This is a genomic window from Herbiconiux aconitum (assembly GCF_024979235.1).
In the GTDB taxonomy this organism is placed as follows: Bacteria; Actinomycetota; Actinomycetes; order Actinomycetales; family Microbacteriaceae; genus Herbiconiux; species Herbiconiux aconitum.
The window spans coordinates 239,257-254,990 of sequence record NZ_JANLCM010000001.1 but is presented as its reverse complement, the minus strand read 5'-3'; the positions used below and the strand labels follow the sequence as shown (position 1 = coordinate 254,990).

Annotated in this window: 16 protein-coding genes and 1 tRNA gene; 12 read left to right on the top strand and 5 right to left on the bottom strand. The window is 67.4% G+C overall.

Going from position 1 to position 15,734, the window contains the following annotated elements; all coding sequences use genetic code 11:
• Positions 1–136 precede the first annotated feature (136 nt).
• The 3 genes from N1027_RS01140 (at position 137) to N1027_RS01130 (ending at position 1,646) form a co-directional block, all read left to right on the top strand.
• On the top strand, positions 137–748 hold the full coding sequence (locus N1027_RS01140) for a thymidine kinase (RefSeq protein WP_259504184.1): 612 nt from the start codon (positions 137–139) through the stop codon (positions 746–748).
• A gap of 67 nt (positions 749–815) precedes the next feature.
• Entirely contained in the window at positions 816–1,244 is a 429-nt protein-coding gene (locus tag N1027_RS01135; RefSeq protein WP_259504182.1) for a hypothetical protein, read from the top strand.
• A 66-nt stretch (positions 1,245–1,310) separates the two neighbouring features.
• Positions 1,311–1,646, top strand: coding sequence for a hypothetical protein (locus N1027_RS01130; RefSeq protein ID WP_259504181.1), 336 nt, complete (start codon positions 1,311–1,313; stop codon positions 1,644–1,646).
• Between the two features lie 66 nt (positions 1,647–1,712).
• On the opposite strand, the gene N1027_RS01125 is transcribed toward N1027_RS01130, so the two are convergent.
• The 3 genes from N1027_RS01125 to N1027_RS01115 form a co-directional block, all read right to left on the bottom strand.
• Positions 1,713–1,786 (bottom strand) — tRNA-Pro (locus tag N1027_RS01125).
• 80 nt (positions 1,787–1,866) lie between these two features.
• Positions 1,867–2,799 (bottom strand): metallophosphoesterase, encoded by a 933-nt coding sequence (locus N1027_RS01120; RefSeq protein ID WP_259504179.1) that lies wholly within the window; start codon positions 2,797–2,799, stop codon positions 1,867–1,869.
• A 1-nt stretch (position 2,800) separates the two neighbouring features.
• Positions 2,801–5,245 (bottom strand): transglycosylase domain-containing protein, encoded by a 2,445-nt coding sequence (locus N1027_RS01115; RefSeq protein ID WP_259504177.1) that lies wholly within the window; start codon positions 5,243–5,245, stop codon positions 2,801–2,803.
• Positions 5,246–5,354: 109 nt separating this feature from the next.
• Between N1027_RS01115 and sp36 the strand changes: the two genes are divergently transcribed.
• Together sp36 and N1027_RS01105 are read left to right on the top strand one after the other, a co-directional pair.
• Positions 5,355–5,519, top strand: coding sequence for a Sp36 family protein (sp36, locus tag N1027_RS01110; protein WP_259504176.1), 165 nt, complete (start codon positions 5,355–5,357; stop codon positions 5,517–5,519).
• Positions 5,520–5,524: 5 nt separating this feature from the next.
• Positions 5,525–5,995 (top strand): RidA family protein, encoded by a 471-nt coding sequence (locus tag N1027_RS01105; RefSeq protein ID WP_259504175.1) that lies wholly within the window; start codon positions 5,525–5,527, stop codon positions 5,993–5,995.
• 84 nt (positions 5,996–6,079) lie between these two features.
• Here N1027_RS01105 and acs read toward each other — a convergent pair whose 3' ends face one another.
• A complete protein-coding gene (gene acs / locus N1027_RS01100) occupies positions 6,080–8,038 on the bottom strand; it encodes an acetate--CoA ligase (protein WP_259504173.1) in 1,959 nt (652 codons plus the stop codon).
• A 398-nt stretch (positions 8,039–8,436) separates the two neighbouring features.
• On the opposite strand from acs, the gene N1027_RS01095 reads away from it, so the two are divergent.
• The 5 genes from N1027_RS01095 (at position 8,437) to N1027_RS01075 (ending at position 11,733) form a co-directional block, all read left to right on the top strand.
• The gene (locus tag N1027_RS01095) at positions 8,437–9,456 is read left to right on the top strand and encodes a TadA family conjugal transfer-associated ATPase (RefSeq protein WP_259504170.1); all 1,020 of its coding nucleotides are present in this window, start codon (positions 8,437–8,439) and stop codon (positions 9,454–9,456) included.
• Positions 9,457–9,521: 65 nt separating this feature from the next.
• A complete protein-coding gene (locus N1027_RS01090; RefSeq protein ID WP_259504168.1) occupies positions 9,522–10,490 on the top strand; it encodes a type II secretion system F family protein in 969 nt (322 codons plus the stop codon).
• 181 nt (positions 10,491–10,671) lie between these two features.
• Positions 10,672–10,920, top strand: a complete 249-nt coding sequence (locus N1027_RS01085) for a DUF4244 domain-containing protein (protein WP_259504166.1) — start codon at positions 10,672–10,674, stop codon at positions 10,918–10,920.
• 25 nt (positions 10,921–10,945) lie between these two features.
• Positions 10,946–11,287: a TadE family type IV pilus minor pilin gene (locus tag N1027_RS01080; protein ID WP_259504163.1), complete on the top strand. Its 342-nt coding sequence runs from the start codon at positions 10,946–10,948 to the stop codon at positions 11,285–11,287.
• A gap of 104 nt (positions 11,288–11,391) precedes the next feature.
• Positions 11,392–11,733 (top strand): Rv3654c family TadE-like protein, encoded by a 342-nt coding sequence (locus N1027_RS01075; protein ID WP_259504161.1) that lies wholly within the window; start codon positions 11,392–11,394, stop codon positions 11,731–11,733.
• Positions 11,734–11,806: 73 nt separating this feature from the next.
• Here the strand turns inward: N1027_RS01075 and N1027_RS01070 are convergent, their stop codons facing one another.
• Entirely contained in the window at positions 11,807–12,040 is a 234-nt protein-coding gene (locus tag N1027_RS01070) for a hypothetical protein (protein ID WP_259504154.1), read from the bottom strand.
• Positions 12,041–12,280: 240 nt separating this feature from the next.
• Between N1027_RS01070 and topA the strand changes: the two genes are divergently transcribed.
• Both topA and tmk read left to right on the top strand, forming a co-directional pair.
• Positions 12,281–15,100: a type I DNA topoisomerase gene (gene topA, locus N1027_RS01065; RefSeq protein WP_259504152.1), complete on the top strand. Its 2,820-nt coding sequence runs from the start codon at positions 12,281–12,283 to the stop codon at positions 15,098–15,100.
• Positions 15,097–15,729: a dTMP kinase gene (gene tmk, locus N1027_RS01060; protein WP_259504150.1), complete on the top strand. Its 633-nt coding sequence runs from the start codon at positions 15,097–15,099 to the stop codon at positions 15,727–15,729. Before topA ends, tmk begins: the two co-directional genes overlap by 4 nt.
• The last annotated feature ends 5 nt before the right edge of the window (positions 15,730–15,734 follow it).

Genomic DNA, 15,734 nt, shown 5'->3' with positions numbered 1-15,734 from the left:
GCGATCGATCTGCAATTCGGGTGAACTGATGAATCAATGGTGCGTTGTGAACGCGTGGCGCGGAGGCGAAACGGGGCCAATTCACCCTCCAGGTCACCCTCGGCCAGGTCACGGAGAAGGGGCATAGGGTATTCGGGTGGCAAAACTGTATTTCCGGTTCGGGGCGATGAACAGCGGCAAGAGCACGGCGATGCTGCAAGCTGCCTACAACTACGAGGAGCGGGGCCAGCAGGTGCTGATCGCGAAGCCCTCGATCGACACCAAGGGCGACATGCAGATCATCTCGCGCCTGGGTGTCACGCGCGACGCCGACTTCCTCATCGCGCCCGACACCGATGTGCGCGTCGAGTTCGCTGCTCGGCGCGACGAGATCGTGGCCGAGACCGGCGTCGACGTGAGCTGCCTGCTGATCGACGAGGCGCAGTTCCTCACCCCGCTGCAGGTCGACGATGCGCTGCGCATCGCGATCATGGACGGTGTGCCGGTGCTGGCCTACGGCATCCGGAGCGATTTCCAGACGGCAGGCTTCCCGGGCAGCATCCGTCTGCTCGAAGTCGCTCACAGCCTCGAAGAGCTGAAGACCATCTGCCGCTGCGGACGTAAGGCGATCTTCAACGCCCGCAAGATCGGTGATCGCTACGTCTTCGACGGCGCGCAGGTCGCGATCGACGGCGAAGACGTGACCTACGAGTCGCTCTGCGGAGCCTGCTATCTCGAGGAGTCCCACGGCGTGCTCGGGCGCATCTGAGCCGATCCGGGCGGTGGCGATGCTACGTTTTAGCCGTCGGATTCGAACACCACCGCAGGGGGCAATGATGCATCACCAGACGACTCGAGTTCTCGCCGCGTTCGCCATCGTGGGCGCCGCTGCCGTCGGGCTCTCGGCCTGTTCCTCCACGAACGGCAACGAACCCGCCGCGACTCCCTCCAGCACCTCCGAGTCGAGTTCGATGCTGCCCCCGGTGATCGTCGAAATCGCCGATGCCGAGGGCACCACGGTCGAGGTGCCCCTCGACAACGTGGTCGACTTGGTCACGGGCGACAACGAGAGCGTGAGCGCCTGGACGGCAAAGATCTCCGACGAGTCGGTGATCGAATTCGTGCCCGGCAAAGACGACGGAAGCGCGCAGTTCAACCCCGGCCTCACGCCGCTGGCCGAGGGCACCTCGGATGTCGTGCTGTCGAACTCCGAGACCGATTCCACCGTCTCGTTCACCGTGACCGTGACGGCAGCGGCCATGTAGTCATCGCTTCGCTCCGGCCTGCCGGCCGGGGTTGCTGCTGCGGATGACCAGGAGCATGGTGGAGAGATGAAGAGTGTCTCCTACGCAGGCCTGACCTTCTCGACGGCGGACGACATCGCCGATGCGCTGCTGCGGCTGGCGGCGGCACTCGGCCAGAACGAACGCGCGGAGACCGTGGAGATCCCGGTCGTCGACGACGACGGGCGTGCTACGTCGGTGCAGCTCGTGATCGGCCCCGCCAGCCAGTTCATCAGTCGTCCGGTCGATTCGCCCTACGCCGACCCGCACGACGACGTACTGCTCGACGCGCTGCGGCGGCGCATCCGGTCGCTCGACATGCCGAGGGCGGCGGCGGTGTCGCAGAGCGAGTTCGATCGCTTCGACATCGACGACCCGGATTGATCGAAAGTCGACAGACGTGAAACGCAGAACCGGCCGGAGACGATGTCTCCGGCCGGTTCGTGTTCGTCGGGGTAGCGGGATTCGAACCCACGACCTCCTCGTCCCGAACGAGGCGCGCTACCAAGCTGCGCCACACCCCGAGGTGTGTGCTTCAGCGCGTCTCCGCGGCTGAGGCCTTAACAAGGATAGCCGATATTCGAGCGCGCCGAGACCGCTCGGCTCAGGCCCGGGAGGTGAGCGTCAGCAGGGTCGCTTCGGGAGGGCACGCGAAGCGGAACGGCGCGTAGATCGACGTGCCGAGGCCCGCCGACACGTTGAGGTAGGCGGAGTGGAAGCCGTGCCGCCAGAGGCTCAGGCCCTTGACCTGCTTGCGCGGGATGTCGCAGTTGGTCACGATCGCGCCGTAGCCCGGCACGCACACCTGACCGCCGTGCGTGTGGCCCGCGAAGATGACCTCCGCGCCATGGGTCACGAACGAGTTCAGCACGTATTGGTAGGGCGCGTGGGCGACACCGATCATGAGCCGCGGGCCGCGGTCGTCTTCCTCGCGAAGCTCGTCGAGGGCTCCTGGGATGCGCTCCAGCTTGTCGTAGTGGCGGTGCGGGTCATCCACCCCGAAGAAATCGATGATGGTTCCGTTCACCTCGGTGGTGGCGGCGCGGTTGTTGAGGTTCTTCCAGCCGAGTGAATCGAAGTACGCCATGAGTCGTTTGGTGTCGAGGCGCTCGACCGTTCCGCTGTGCTTCGACGGGCCCATGAAGTAGCGCAACGGATTCTTGAACGACGGCCCGTAGTAGTCGTTCGAGCCGTTCACGTAGACGCCGGGCACGCCGTTGAAGACGTCGAGGGCCGCCTGCACGCCCGCCAAACCGTCGCGGTGCCCGAGGTTGTCTCCGGTGTCGACGATGAGGTGGGGATCGAGGCGCGCGAGGTCGCGGATCCACTCCTGCTTGTCGGTCTGCCAGGGCGCCATGTGCAGATCGGAGAGGTGGAGCACGCGGATGTCGGATGCGCCGGGCGGCAACACCGGCACGGTCACCGTGCGCAGGGTGTACTGCTTGCGCTCGATGAACGTGCCGTAAGCGACCGCGGCGGCACCGGCCACCGCGACGATTCCGAGGGAGGTCGCGGTGGCCCGGGTGGCAGCCGTCACGCTAGCCGGCCTTCGTGGTGACCCTGAGCTTGTCGGATCCGAATCGGATCGGATTCCCCGCCCCCGGGTTCGTTGCCGTCACCTTGGCATTGCCCCCCGACGGGCCCTCGAAGGCGATCTGACCTGCCTCGATGCCGGCCCCCGTGATGGCCTTCTTGGCGTCGTCAGGGCTCATCCCGACCACGTTCGGCACGGTGCGCAGCTGGCCGTTCGAGGTGAAGACGGTGATCGTCGACCCCTTCGAGGCGGTGCCCGCGGGCGAACTGCTGTCGACGGTTCCGGCCGTCTGCGTCGAGTCGATCACGCCGCCGTCCTGGTAGTCGAAGCCGGCCGTGGTCAGAGCCGCCTTTGCCGCGTCGACCGACATGCCGGCGACGTTCGGAATCTGCACCTGCACGCCGTTGACCAGGGTGCGATCGGCCACGGGGAACGCGTCTCCGCCATACTTGCCGTCGGCATCCGTCATGTACTGCTTCCAGACGTCGTGACGCACGTTTCCGCCGCTCTCGCCGGCGATCGAGGTGTTCCTGATCGAGACGGTGCCCACGACGTTGCCGATCCAGACGGCCGTGGCGAGCTTGGTGCTCGCACCCACGAACCACGTGTCCTTCTCGGAGTCGGTGGTTCCGGTCTTGCCGAGGTGCGGGATGCCGTCGTTCGGGTTCGACTGGGAGCCGGTGCCGCCGTTGACGACGCCCTGCAAGGCGACGGCCATGGCCGCTGCGATGTTCGGGTCGACGGCCTGGCTGCAGGTCGACTGGGGAACGGGCAGCTCGTTGCCGGTGGAGTCGAGGATCTTGCTGATCGCGATCGGCGAGCAGTACAAGCCCTGGTGCGCCACGGCGGCGAACGCCGCTGCCATGGTGAGCGGGGCGATCTCGTTCGTGCCGAGCACGTCGGCGGGGTTCTCGCCAAGGGGATCGCCGTCGGCCCGGTGCACACCGAAGGCTTCGGCGGTCTTACGGATCTCGCACTGGTCGAGCTTCTGCGCCATGCGCAGGAACGCGAGGTTCACCGAGTCGCGGGTGGCCTGCATCACGGTGACGTTGCCGGGGTTCGACCCGCCGTCGTTCTTCACCGAGTAGGTGCCGCCGTTGCCGCCGGTGCAGCTGTCTTTGAACTGGGAGAGGTTCAGTGTGCCGGCGTTTCCGTTGAGCACATCACCGAGCGAATGGCCGGTCTTCAACCACTCGGCGAGGGTGAAGATCTTGTAGGTCGAGCCCACCTGGAAACCGGTCGACCCGCCGTAGGCGTAGTCGGTGCTGTAGTTGATCGCGCTTGCACCCAGGTTCGTGGCGGTGACTTCGGGGTCGTCGCTGAAGTCCTTGTTCTGCACCATCGACAGGATGCGGCCGGTGCCGGGCTCCACCGTGACGAGCGAGCCGCCGAGGTCGAAGTCGTAGGTATAGGGAACGTAGGTGTCCATGGCGCTCTTCGCCGCGTTCTGCAGATCCAAGTCGAGCGTCGTGTAGATCTGGTAGCCGCCCGTTTTGAAGTTCGTCCACCGCGTGTCTTCGTCGGCGCCGAAGGCGGGGTCGTTCTTCACGACGTGGGTGACGTAGTCGCAGAAGAAGCCGGCACCAATCGGGTTCGCTGTCTGGCAGCCTGTGGAGGGCTGAACGATGTTCGCCGTCACCGGAGTCGCGATGGCCTCGTCGTACTGGGCCTGGGTGATCTTGTGCTCTTTGAGCATCGAGGGCAGCACGTCTTTGTCGCGACGGGCCTGGTTGTCGGGAATGTTCTCCGGCTCGTCGATGCGCAGGCCGTTGGGCTCGTTCACCGTGGCGATGAGGCTCGCGGCCTGGGCGACGGTGAGGTCGGAGGCGTTGACGCCGAAGTAGTACTGCGCGGCCGACTGGATGCCGTAGACCCGGCCGCCGAACGGAGCGATGTTGAGGTAGCCGAGCAGGATGTCGTCTTTCGAGAACTCCTTCTCGAGGCCGATCGCGAGCTTCATCTCTTTCAGCTTGCGGTCGACCGAGGTGCGCGTGGCCTCTTTGTAGGCGGCGTCGCGTTCGGCTTCATCCTGAATGGACTCGGCCTTCTGCACCAGGATGTTGCGCACGTACTGCATCGAGATGGTCGACGCGCCGCTGGCGGAGGTCTCGAGGGCGTTGCCCGCGGCAGCACGCAGGGTCGACGCGATGTCGACGCCGCCGTGGCTGTAGAAACGGGGGTCTTCGGTGGCGATGACCGCATCCTTCACGAAGGGGGAGATCTGGTCCCAGCCCACTTCTTCGCGGTTCTGCTCGAACACCGAGGCGAGCAGCACCGGGGTGCCGTCGCTCTGGGTGGCGTAGATGTTCGTCTTCTCGGCAAGCGCATCCGGCTTGATGTAGCTCGGGAGGTTCTCGAACATACCGATGGAGTTGTTCGCGGCAATGCCGGTGACAGCGAGCGCGGGCGTGACCATGGCAGTGACGAGGATGCCCGCAATTGCGCTCATACCTACTATGCCGAGAATGGCCCCGACCACACCGCTAGCCGTGGCTTTCGGGGCAGACATAAGATCAAGGGTAAGCGACAAACCTGCAATTAGCCGTGAAAGGGGCCCCGTGCCTACCTGGGAATACGTGACGACACCGCTGATGATCCACAACACCGCGGCGATCTTGAACACCTGGGGGTCGGACGGGTGGGAGCTCGTTCAGATCGTCACCGGCCCGGAAGGCGGGCTCGTGGCCTACCTGAAACGGCCGATCGCGGCGGCGGGGGAGTGACCCGGATGTCGCAGATCACCGACCGCCTCGCCGAGCTGGGAATCACCCTTCCGACCGTGTCGGTGCCGGCCGGTGCCTACGTCCCGGCCGTCATCTCGGGCAATCTGGTCTTCACCGCAGGGCAGTTGCCCTTCGTCGACGGAGCGCTCTCGCAGACCGGAAAGGTGGGCGAGGGCGACTCGCTCGTCTCGCCCGCTGCGGCGAAGGAGTTCGCTCAGACCGCGGCGCTCAACGCGCTGGCCGCGGTGGAGAGTGTGCTCGGTTCGCTCGATCGCGTGACGCGAGTCGTGAAGGTCACGGGCTTCGTCGCATCCGATCCGTCGTTCACCGGGCAGCCGGGCGTCATCAACGGCGCATCCGAGTTCCTCGGGGCGGTGTTCGGCGACCGCGGTGTGCACGCGCGCTCGGCCGTCGGCGTCGCGGTGCTGCCGCTCGACTCCCCGGTCGAGGTCGAGCTCATCGTCGAGTTCGCGTAGCCTCCACCCCGCGACTCGCCACAATCCGCCCTCTTCAGCGTGAATGAGGGCGGATTTTGGCGAATCGCGACGAGGTCAGCGGGGTCAACGCAGCGTTTCGCTGATGAGGGTCATGACGTTCGCGTCGGCGAGCGTGGTCGTGTCACCGATCTCGCGGCCCTCGGCGACGTCGCGCAGGAGGCGGCGCATGATCTTGCCCGAGCGGGTCTTCGGCAGCTCGGAGACGATGAAGATCTGACGAGGCCGGGCGATCGCGCCGATCTGCTGCGTCACGTGCGCCCGCAGCACGGCGGCCGCATCGTCTTTGCCCGCGGCATCCGCTTGGCTGGCGCGGGTGATGACGAACGCGACGACGGCCTGTCCGGTGGTCTCGTCGCTCGCGCCGACCACGGCGGCTTCGGCGACCATCGGATGCGCCACCAGGCTCGATTCGATCTCCGCCGTCGACAGGCGGTGCCCGGAGACGTTCATCACGTCGTCGACGCGGCCCATCAACCAGATGTCGCCGTCTTTGTCGTAGCGGGCGCCGTCGCCGGCGAAGTACCGGTCGCCGAACTTCTCCCAGTAGGTCTCCTTGAAGCGCTCCGGGTCGCCCCAGATGCCGCGGAGCATCGCCGGCCAGGGCTCGGTGACCACGAGCAGGCCGCCCTCGTCTTTGCCCACGGGCGTGCCGTCATCCGTCACGATGTCGATCGAGATGCCGGGCAGCGGCACCTGGGCCGACCCCGGCTTCAGGGTGGTGACCCCGGGCAGGGCGGAGACCATGATGGCGCCCGTCTCGGTCTGCCACCAGGTGTCGACCACAGGCGTCTCGCCACCGCCGATGACGTCGCGATACCAGATCCAGGCCTCGGGGTTGATCGGCTCACCGACTGAACCGAGCACGCGCAGGCTCGAGAGGTCGAACTCCTGCGGAATCTGGCGCCCGAGCTTCATGAAGGTGCGGATCGCGGTAGGCGCCGTGTAGAGGGTCGTGACCCCGTACTTCTGAATGAGCTCCCACCAGCGACCCGGATGCGGGGTGTCGGGCGTGCCCTCGTAGAGCACCTGCGTGGTGCCGTTCGCAAGCGGGCCGTAGACGGTGTAGCTGTGGCCGGTGACCCAGCCGACGTCGGCCGTGCACCAGTAGACGTCGGTCTCGGGCTTGAGGTCGAAGACCTGCCGGTGTGAGAACGCCACCTGGGTGAGGTAGCCGCCGCTGGTGTGCAGGATGCCCTTCGGCTTTCCCGTGGTGCCGCTCGTGTAGAGGATGAACAGCGGGTTCTCGGCGGGGAACGGCTTGGCGGTGTGTTCGGAGTCGACCTGGGCGATCTCGTCGTGCCACCAGAGGTCGCGGCCGTGGGTCCACTCGACGTCGTTGCCGCCGCGCTTGACCACCAGCACGTTCGTGACGGAGCTTGCTTTGTCGGTCAGAGTCAGTGCCGCGTCGACCGCGGCCTTCAGCGGGAAGACCTTGCCCTTGCGGTAGCCGCCATCGGCCGTGATGACGAGCTTGGCTTCGGCGTCGTCGATGCGGGCGCGCAGGCTCTCGGCGCTGAATCCGCCGAACACGACGGAATGGATGGCACCGAGCCGGGCGACGGCGAGCATCGCGATGAGGGCTTCGGGAACCACAGGCAGGTAGATGGCGACCCGGTCGCCGGCTCCGATGCCGAGGGCAGCGAGGAGGTTCGCGGCCTTCTTGACCTCGGCAGTTAGCTCGGCATAGGTGATGGTGCGCTGGTCGCCGGGCTCGCCCTCCCAGTGCAGCGCGACGCGGTCGCCGTTGCCTGCGAGCACGTGCCGGTCGAGGCAGTTGTAGGCGACGTTCAGCTCGCCGTCGCCGAACCATTTCGCGAAGGGCGGGTTCGTCCAGTCGAGCGTCTGGGTGAAGGGCTTGTGCCAGTGCAGCAGCTCTTTCGCCTGCTTGGCCCAGAACCCCTCGCGATCGGCCGCGGCCTCCTCATAGAGCCGCCGGGTCTCGGCGGACCCGGCGGCGAAGACCTCGCTCGGCGGGAACCTGCGCGACTCGTGCAAGAGGTTGTCGATGTTGTTCATGGTCATGCTTCCGCTGCTCCTTTGCGCCGAACCTTCTCCGACGATACTGCACCCCGTCGGCGGGCGAGGACTCCGTGACGCCGCACGGTCGGACAGCGTTTTTCGACGCCTGCGCGGGTGTCGGCGAGGCGTCGAGAACGTCGCTGAGAATTCGCTGGAGTGGTTTGCGTGCATGTTTCCAACGAGTAAACTCGGAGCTACCAAACCTCGTGTTTGGATGCAGCGCAATAGAGATTCCCCCCAATCCAGCGTTGCTGCGGCGGCACCCTTCCCCCCATTGGGTGCCGCCCCTTTATCTTTAACGGCCGCTTCACCAGTTCTCCACAATCGGATGCGCGAGCCGGGTTCTCCACCGATCCACCGCCCCCGGTCTACCGGGCTTCTGAGACTCGTAGATTCTCGGCATGACCCGCCCTCCCGACTCGGCCTTCGGCCCGCTCGCCCCCTATCTCGACGACCCATCCGTCACCGACCTGTTCGTCAACGGTCATCGAGAACTGTGGGTCGATCGTGGCTCGGGCGCCTGCCTCGAGACCGAATGGTCGTGCCCCGGTGAAGATCGGCTGCGCGAGTTCGCGGTGCGCCTCGTCGCGCGCGGCGGGCGGCACATCGACGAGTCGACGCCGTGCGTCGACGTGCGGGTGGAAGGCCGACGGGTGCACGTCGTGCTGCCACCGATCTCGACGGGCGGAACGCTCATCTCGGTGCGGGTCCCGCAGCGCGGGCATCCTCGAATCGGCGAGCTCGACCAACGGGGACTGTTCGGGGCGGGTTCGCTCGGCGCGTCTCGTCGCGCGCTGATCGAGTCGGCCGTGCGCGACCGCACCAACGTTCTGATCTCCGGCGCCGGAGGCAGCGGCAAGACGACCTTCCTCTCCGCATTCCTCGCAGCGGCCGATCCGGGCGACCGCCTCGTCGTCATCGAAGACGTGACCGAGCTGCGTATCGACCATCCGCACGTCGTCGCGCTCGAAGCGCGGCAGCCGAACCTCGAGGGCGCAGGCGCCGTCGGGCTCGCCGAACTGGTGCGCCAAGCGCTCCGGATGCGTCCCGATCGGCTCGTGCTCGGCGAGTGCCGTGGGGCTGAGATCCGTGAACTGCTCTCGGCGCTGAACACCGGGCACGACGGGGGAGCGGGCACGCTGCACGCCAACGCGATCGCCGACGTGCCGGCTCGCCTCGAAGCGCTCGGTGCGCTGGCCGGGCTCAACGCCGAGGCGGTGGCGCGTCAGGCGGTGAGTGCGATCGGGCTCGTGTGCCATCTGCGGCGATCGAAGCAGCGGCGCGAGATCGAGGAGTTCGGGCGGCTGGCGCTCGACGAGCGCGACCGGCTGGTGGTCGTGCCGGTGGTTGTGCCAGTGCCGGTGCCGGAGATCGACGCGGGTGTGACCAGCGAGTCCGCGCTCGAGGGCGCATCGTGTTGACCACGTCATCGAACCGCCACCCGCATCGGAGGAGTCGAGCGGGGTCGACCACGCCGCCGCGCGCCGTGCCGCAGACGGTTGCGCGCGGGCGGAGTCGCCGGCCGGCCGCCGAGCACCTCGGAGCCGTGGTGGAGCGGCTGGCTGTCTTGATCGGAGCCGGCGTCTCCCCCGCGACGGCGTGGAGCTACGCGGCCGAGGGCGCCGATGATCGGGTGCTCCTGTCGATCGCTCGCCGGATCGAGCGCGGAGCGGGTGTCGCTGAAGCCGTCGCGATGGCCGCCCGAGGTCGCGTGCCGTCGAGCCGATCGCGTGCGAACACGGCGAGTCTCGACGGCGATCCCTGGAGCGTGCTCGCGGCCGCCTGGTTCGTGGCGAGCGAAGCGGGTGCTCCGCTCGCCCGATGCCTGAACGACATCGCCGATTCGTTGCGTGCTGTCGGCAAGGTCGAACGTGAGACATCGGCTGCGCTGGCGGGGCCGGCGGCGACGACCAGGCTCGTCGCTGTGCTGCCGATCATCTCGCTCGCGTCGGGATGGCTGCTCGGGCTCGACACCGGGTCGGCCTTGCTCGGGTCCCCGCCCGGACTCGCCTGCCTCGCGTCGGGTCTCATCCTGATGGCGACGGGGCGCTTCTGGAGCGGTGCCCTGCTCCGCCGTGCACGACGGATCGAGTCGGCCCCCGGACTGTCGCTCGACCTCGTTGCGGTGGCCGTCGCCGGTGGTGGTTCCCTGCCTCAGGCACGACAACTCGTCGGCGAGACGATGTCGCGGTTCGGGCTCGACGCCGACTCCGATTCGGCAGCCGTCGAGTCGGTGCTCGCCCTCGCAGCGCGTTCCGGGGCGCCACCCGGCGAGTTGCTGCGCAACGAGGCCGCGCGGGTGCGGCGTGACGCCGTCAGCCAAGCCACGGAGCGAGCTGCTCGTCTCGGCACCTGGCTGATGCTCCCACTCGGCGTGTGCGTACTCCCGGCCTTCATGCTCCTCGCGGTCGCGCCCGTGCTGATCGGTGTGCTCTCCAGCACCGACCTCGCGTGATCGGCGATCGCACATGAGGAGGCCACCGACACTCCGCATGAGCCCCATGGACGCTCACACCTGCACTCGCATCGACCATCCGCGTGGGCTCCCATCGACGCTCAATGTGCACCCCATCGTCATCCCGCGTGCGCTCCCATCGACGCTTCTCATCACCCCCCCCGTAGAAAGGAACACCACCATGTCCATCCCGCTCACCACTGCTGCCTTCGTGCACAGCCCGACGTCCCACCACCCCAGCGCGCCGGAGCTGCTCCGGCGAGCAGCACGCGCCCTCCGCGAGGAGTCGGGCGCTGCGACGGCGGAGTACGCGATCGCGACGCTCGCCGCCGTCGGGTTCGCCGGGCTGCTCGTCGTCGTTCTGCGAGGCGACGACATCAAGGGCATGCTGACCGACATCATCCATCGTGCGCTCTCCATCTCGGTCTGACCGGTGGCGATCCGAGTCGGGCTCGGTGACGGCGGAATTCGCGATGATCCTGCCGGCCGTCGCCGTGGTGCTCGCGCTCGCCGTGGGCGTGGTGCAACTCGGCGCCGTGCGGGTGGCGTTGACGGATGCGGCGGCGGACGCCGCGCGCATCCTCGGTCGCGGCGATTCCGAGAGCCTGGCCGCATCCCGAGTGGCTCGCGCACAGCCGGGAGCGCAGATGAGCGTCGAACACCTCGGCTCGGTGGTCTGCGTGACCGCGCGAGCCGAGGTGTCGCCGGGGCTCCTCGGCGCGCTCTTCTCCTTCGATGGGCGCGGATGCGCGCTCGACGACACCACGATGCCCGCCCCGGAGCCGGCAGGCCGATGACTCGACATCCACCCCGAACGAGCGATGCGGGCGGGCTCCTCCGCCACGCCCATGCGACCAGAGCACCGGTCCATTCGTCCGCCGCGACGGGCGATGTGGTTGGCGTGGCGGGGGAGAGCGGAAGCGGAGGGATCACGGGCCTCGCCGTGATCGGGGTGCTCTGCGCCTTGCTCGTCGCGATCGCGCCGATCGGCGGTGCGCTCTCTGCGCGGCAGCACCTTCAGGGCGCCGCCGACGCGGCGGCGCTCGCCGCAGCCGACACCGCATCCGGCCGCGTCGCCGGCTCGCCGTGCGACGCGGCCTCGGGGCTCGCCGGAGCTCTCGGAGTGTCCCTCTCGGACTGCGGAGTCGACCCGAGTGGTCGTGCGACCGTGCGGGTCTCTGCCACCGTGCTCGGCGTCTCGATCGACGCCTCCGCTCGTGCCGGGCCACCCGAACTCCGCTGACGATTCAGCTCATCCGGTGAGCAGCCAGCTCCGCTGACACGTCAGCTCATCCGCTGACCGGTCGGCTCCGGCCTCAGCTGACGATGGCCTCGACGTAGCGGTAGTCGACCGCGCTGGGGCGCTCGGACTCGCCGAACTCCAGGCCCGACGAGCGCCGGTAGAGGTACTTCTTCGCGCTCGACGCGGCCGGGATGGTGAGGCGCGCGTGTGGTTCACCGGCATCCGTGAAGTCGGTGCGGATGGTCTTTCCTTCGAGCGGTCCGTCGGTGAACTTCGCTGTGTAGCTGTCGTTCTCGGTTGCTGCCATGGTGCCCAGCCCCTCTCCATTGAAGTGGTCATCACCATTGTCCCTCCTTACGCTGCAGGCGCAATGGGAGCTGATTTCTTCGTGGGCGAACGGCCTGATTAGGTTCCCCCAGGCAGGGTATGTGTATGGTGTGCCTGACGGATCAGTCGTAACCGTCATCGGCCGCGAAGGTGCACGGAGTCGCTCCGGACTCATTCCGGATGTTCGTCGGCCGCCTTGTGACATATATAAGGAGAACAGTTGTCCAGCCCGAGAAAGCTCGTCATCGTCGAGTCGCCGACGAAGGTGAAGTCGATCGCCCAATACCTGGGCGAAGGCTTCGACGTGATGGCTTCGGTCGGACACATCCGCGACCTCGTCGAGCCCAAGAATCTGCCCGCCGAACTCAAGAAGGGCTCCCTCGGCAAGTTCTCCGTCGACGTCGAAAACAAGTTCGAGCCCTATTACGTGGTGTCGGATGCGAAGAAGAAGACGGTCGCAGAACTGAAGAAAGCCCTCGCCGGCGCCGACGAGCTCTACCTCGCAACGGATGAAGACCGCGAAGGCGAAGCGATCGCGTGGCACCTGCTCCAGGTGCTGAAGCCGAAGGTGCCCGTTCACCGGATGGTCTTCCACGAGATCACCCGCGAAGCGATCGAAGCGGCACGCGACAACACCCGTCAGATCGACGACGCTCTGGTCGACGCTCAGGAGACCCGACGCATCCTCGACCGGCTCTACGGCTACGAGGTGTCGCCGGTGCTGTGGCGCAAGGTCGGGCCGGGCCTTTCGGCCGGTCGCGTGCAGTCGGCCGCCACCCGCCTCGTGGTCGACCGTGAGCGCGAGCGACTCGCCTTCACGAGCGCCAACTACTGGGACCTCACGGTCGTGCTCGCTCCCGAGGATGCCGCGAAGAACCCGGAGGGCTCGGTCGCCGACTCCTTCGAGGCCCGACTCGTTCGCCTCAATGGCGAACGAGTGGCGAGCGGCCGCGACTACGACGAGCAGGGAAAGCTCAAGAGCAAGGCGGTGGCTCTCGGCGAGAGCGCGGCGAACGCGCTGAAGCAGGCCCTCGAAGCCGATGGTGTCGACATCCGGGTCACGAACCTCGAGTCGAAGCCCTACACCCGCCGCCCGGCGGCGCCGTTCACGACGTCGACCCTGCAGCAGGAGGCTTCGCGCAAGCTCCGCTTCTCGGCACGGCAGACCATGAGTGTCGCGCAGTCGCTCTACGAGAACGGCTACATCACCTATATGCGAACCGACTCGCCCTCGCTCTCGCAGCAGGCGATCACCGCGGCGCGCAACCAGGCCACGAAGCTCTACGGAGCCGACACCATCCCCGACAAGCCGCGTCTCTACAGTGGCAAGGGCAAGAACGCTCAAGAGGCTCACGAGGCGATCCGTCCGTCGGGAGAGGTCTTCAAGACGCCGTCAGAGGTGTCGTCAGCGCTCCGCGGAAACGACTTCAAGCTCTACGACCTGATCTGGAAGCGCACGGTGGCCTCACAGATGGCCGACGCGCGCGGTTCGACGGCATCGGTCACGATCGCGGCCGGTCCGGTCACCGTCGAGGAGCTGGGTGGCGCGACCACGGCCGAGCTCTCGGCATCCGGAACCGTCATCACCTTCCGCGGCTTCATGCACGCCTATGAAGAAGGCCGTGATGAGGAGCGAAACGCCTCGAACGAGCAGGCCGAGGCGAAGCTGCCCACGCTGAAAGAGGGCCAGGCCCTCGACGCGGTCGACATCGAGGCCGCCGGCCACGACACCACGCCGCCTCCGCGCTACACCGAGGCCAGCCTGGTGAAGGCGCTCGACGAGCTCGGCATCGGCCGGCCGTCGACCTACGCGTCGATTATCTCCACCATCATCGATCGCGGCTACGTCACCCCCCGCGGTCAGGCGCTGGTGCCGAGCTGGACCGCGTTCTCCGTGGTGCGCCTGCTCGAGGACTTCTTCGCCGACCTGGTCGACTACGACTTCACCGCGGCCCTCGAAGCCGACCTCGACAAGATCGCCGACGGCGAAGAAGACCGGGTCGACTGGCTGAACGGCTTCTACTTCGGCAGCGAAGGCCACCCGGGTCTCCGCAACGTCATCGACAACCTCGGCGACATCGACGCCAAGGCCGTGAACTCGGTGGCGATCACCGATGACATCACTCTGCGCATCGGCAAGTACGGTCCGTACCTCGAGGTGCTCGACCCTTCGGGTGACCTGGAGGCGCCGCCGCGCCGCGTCAACCTGCCGCAGGAGCTCGCACCCGACGAGCTCACCCCGGAGAAGGCGCGCGAACTCGTCGACGCTCCGGTCGTCACCGACCGCATCATCGGCGTGAATCCCGACAACGGCAAGGAGATCGTGGCGAAGGACGGCCGTTTCGGTCCGTACGTCACCGAGCTCGAACCCGTCGTTGCCGAGGCCCCGGCCACGGAAGCCGGTGCGACGCCGACTGACACCGAAGCCTCACCCGCGACCGGTGCTACCGCAGCGAAGAAGGCCCCGGCCAAGAAGCCGGCAGCGAAGAAGGCCGCCGCCGCGGTCAAGCCGCGCACGGCATCTCTCTTCAAGTCGATGGACCTCGCCACGATCGACCTCGACACGGCCCTGCGCCTGCTCAACCTGCCGCGTACAGTCGGCGACGACCCCGAGTCGGGTGAGCCGATCACCGCCCAGGGCGGAAAGTTCGGCCCCTACCTGAAGAAGGGCACCGACACCCGGTCGCTCGAGAGCGAAGACCTGATCTTCGAGATCGACCTGCCGGGCGCACTCGAGCTGTTCGCACAGCCCAAGTACGGCGCTCGTCGTGCATCATCCGCGCTGAAGGAGTTCGACGCCGACCCCGAGAGCGGCAAGCCGATCCGGGTGAAGGACGGTCGCTTCGGCCCCTATGTCACCGACGGTGTCACGAACGCGACCATCCCGCGCGGCGAGACGGTCGACGAGGTCGACTTCGAGCGGGCCGTGCAGCTGTTGGCCGACAAGCGTGCGAAGGGCCCGGCGAAGCCGAAGGCCGGCGCCGCGAAGAAGCCCGCGGCACGCAAGGCGCCCGCACGGAAGGCCGCTCCGAAGAAGTGAACGGCGTGTTCATCACGCTCGAGGGCGGGGACGGCTCCGGAAAGACGACGCAGGCCGAGATTCTGGAGAACTGGCTCACCGAGCGCGGGCGCACGGTCGTGCGCACGCGTGAACCGGGCGGCACCGACTTCGGCACCGAGGTGCGGGAGATCGTGCTGCACAGTCGTGGCCACATCGCGCCGCGCGCCGAAGCCCTGCTCTACGCCGCCGATCGCGCCCAGCACATCGCCGCCAAGGTGCGCCCGGCCCTCGAACGCGGCGAGGTGGTGGTGCAAGACCGCTACCTCGACTCCTCGGTCGCCTACCAGGGCGCCGGGCGGGTGCTGGATGCCGCGGAGATTCGCGACTTGTCGCTCTGGGCCACCGAGGGGCTGCTGCCCGACGTCACGATCCTGCTCGATCTCGACGAGGATGTCGCGCGTGCCCGCCTCGACGGAGCGAACAAGCGTTTCGACCGCCTCGAGGCCGAGAAGAGCGACTTCCACCGTCGGGTGCGCGAGGCCTTCCTCGCTCTGGCGTCTGCAGAACCCGAGCGGTTCCTGGTGGTCGATGCGGCGCTGCCGCCCGAGGAGATCGCGGCCGTCATCCGGCAACGGGTCGAAGAGCTCCTTGTCAGACGCTCCCAGTAGATTGA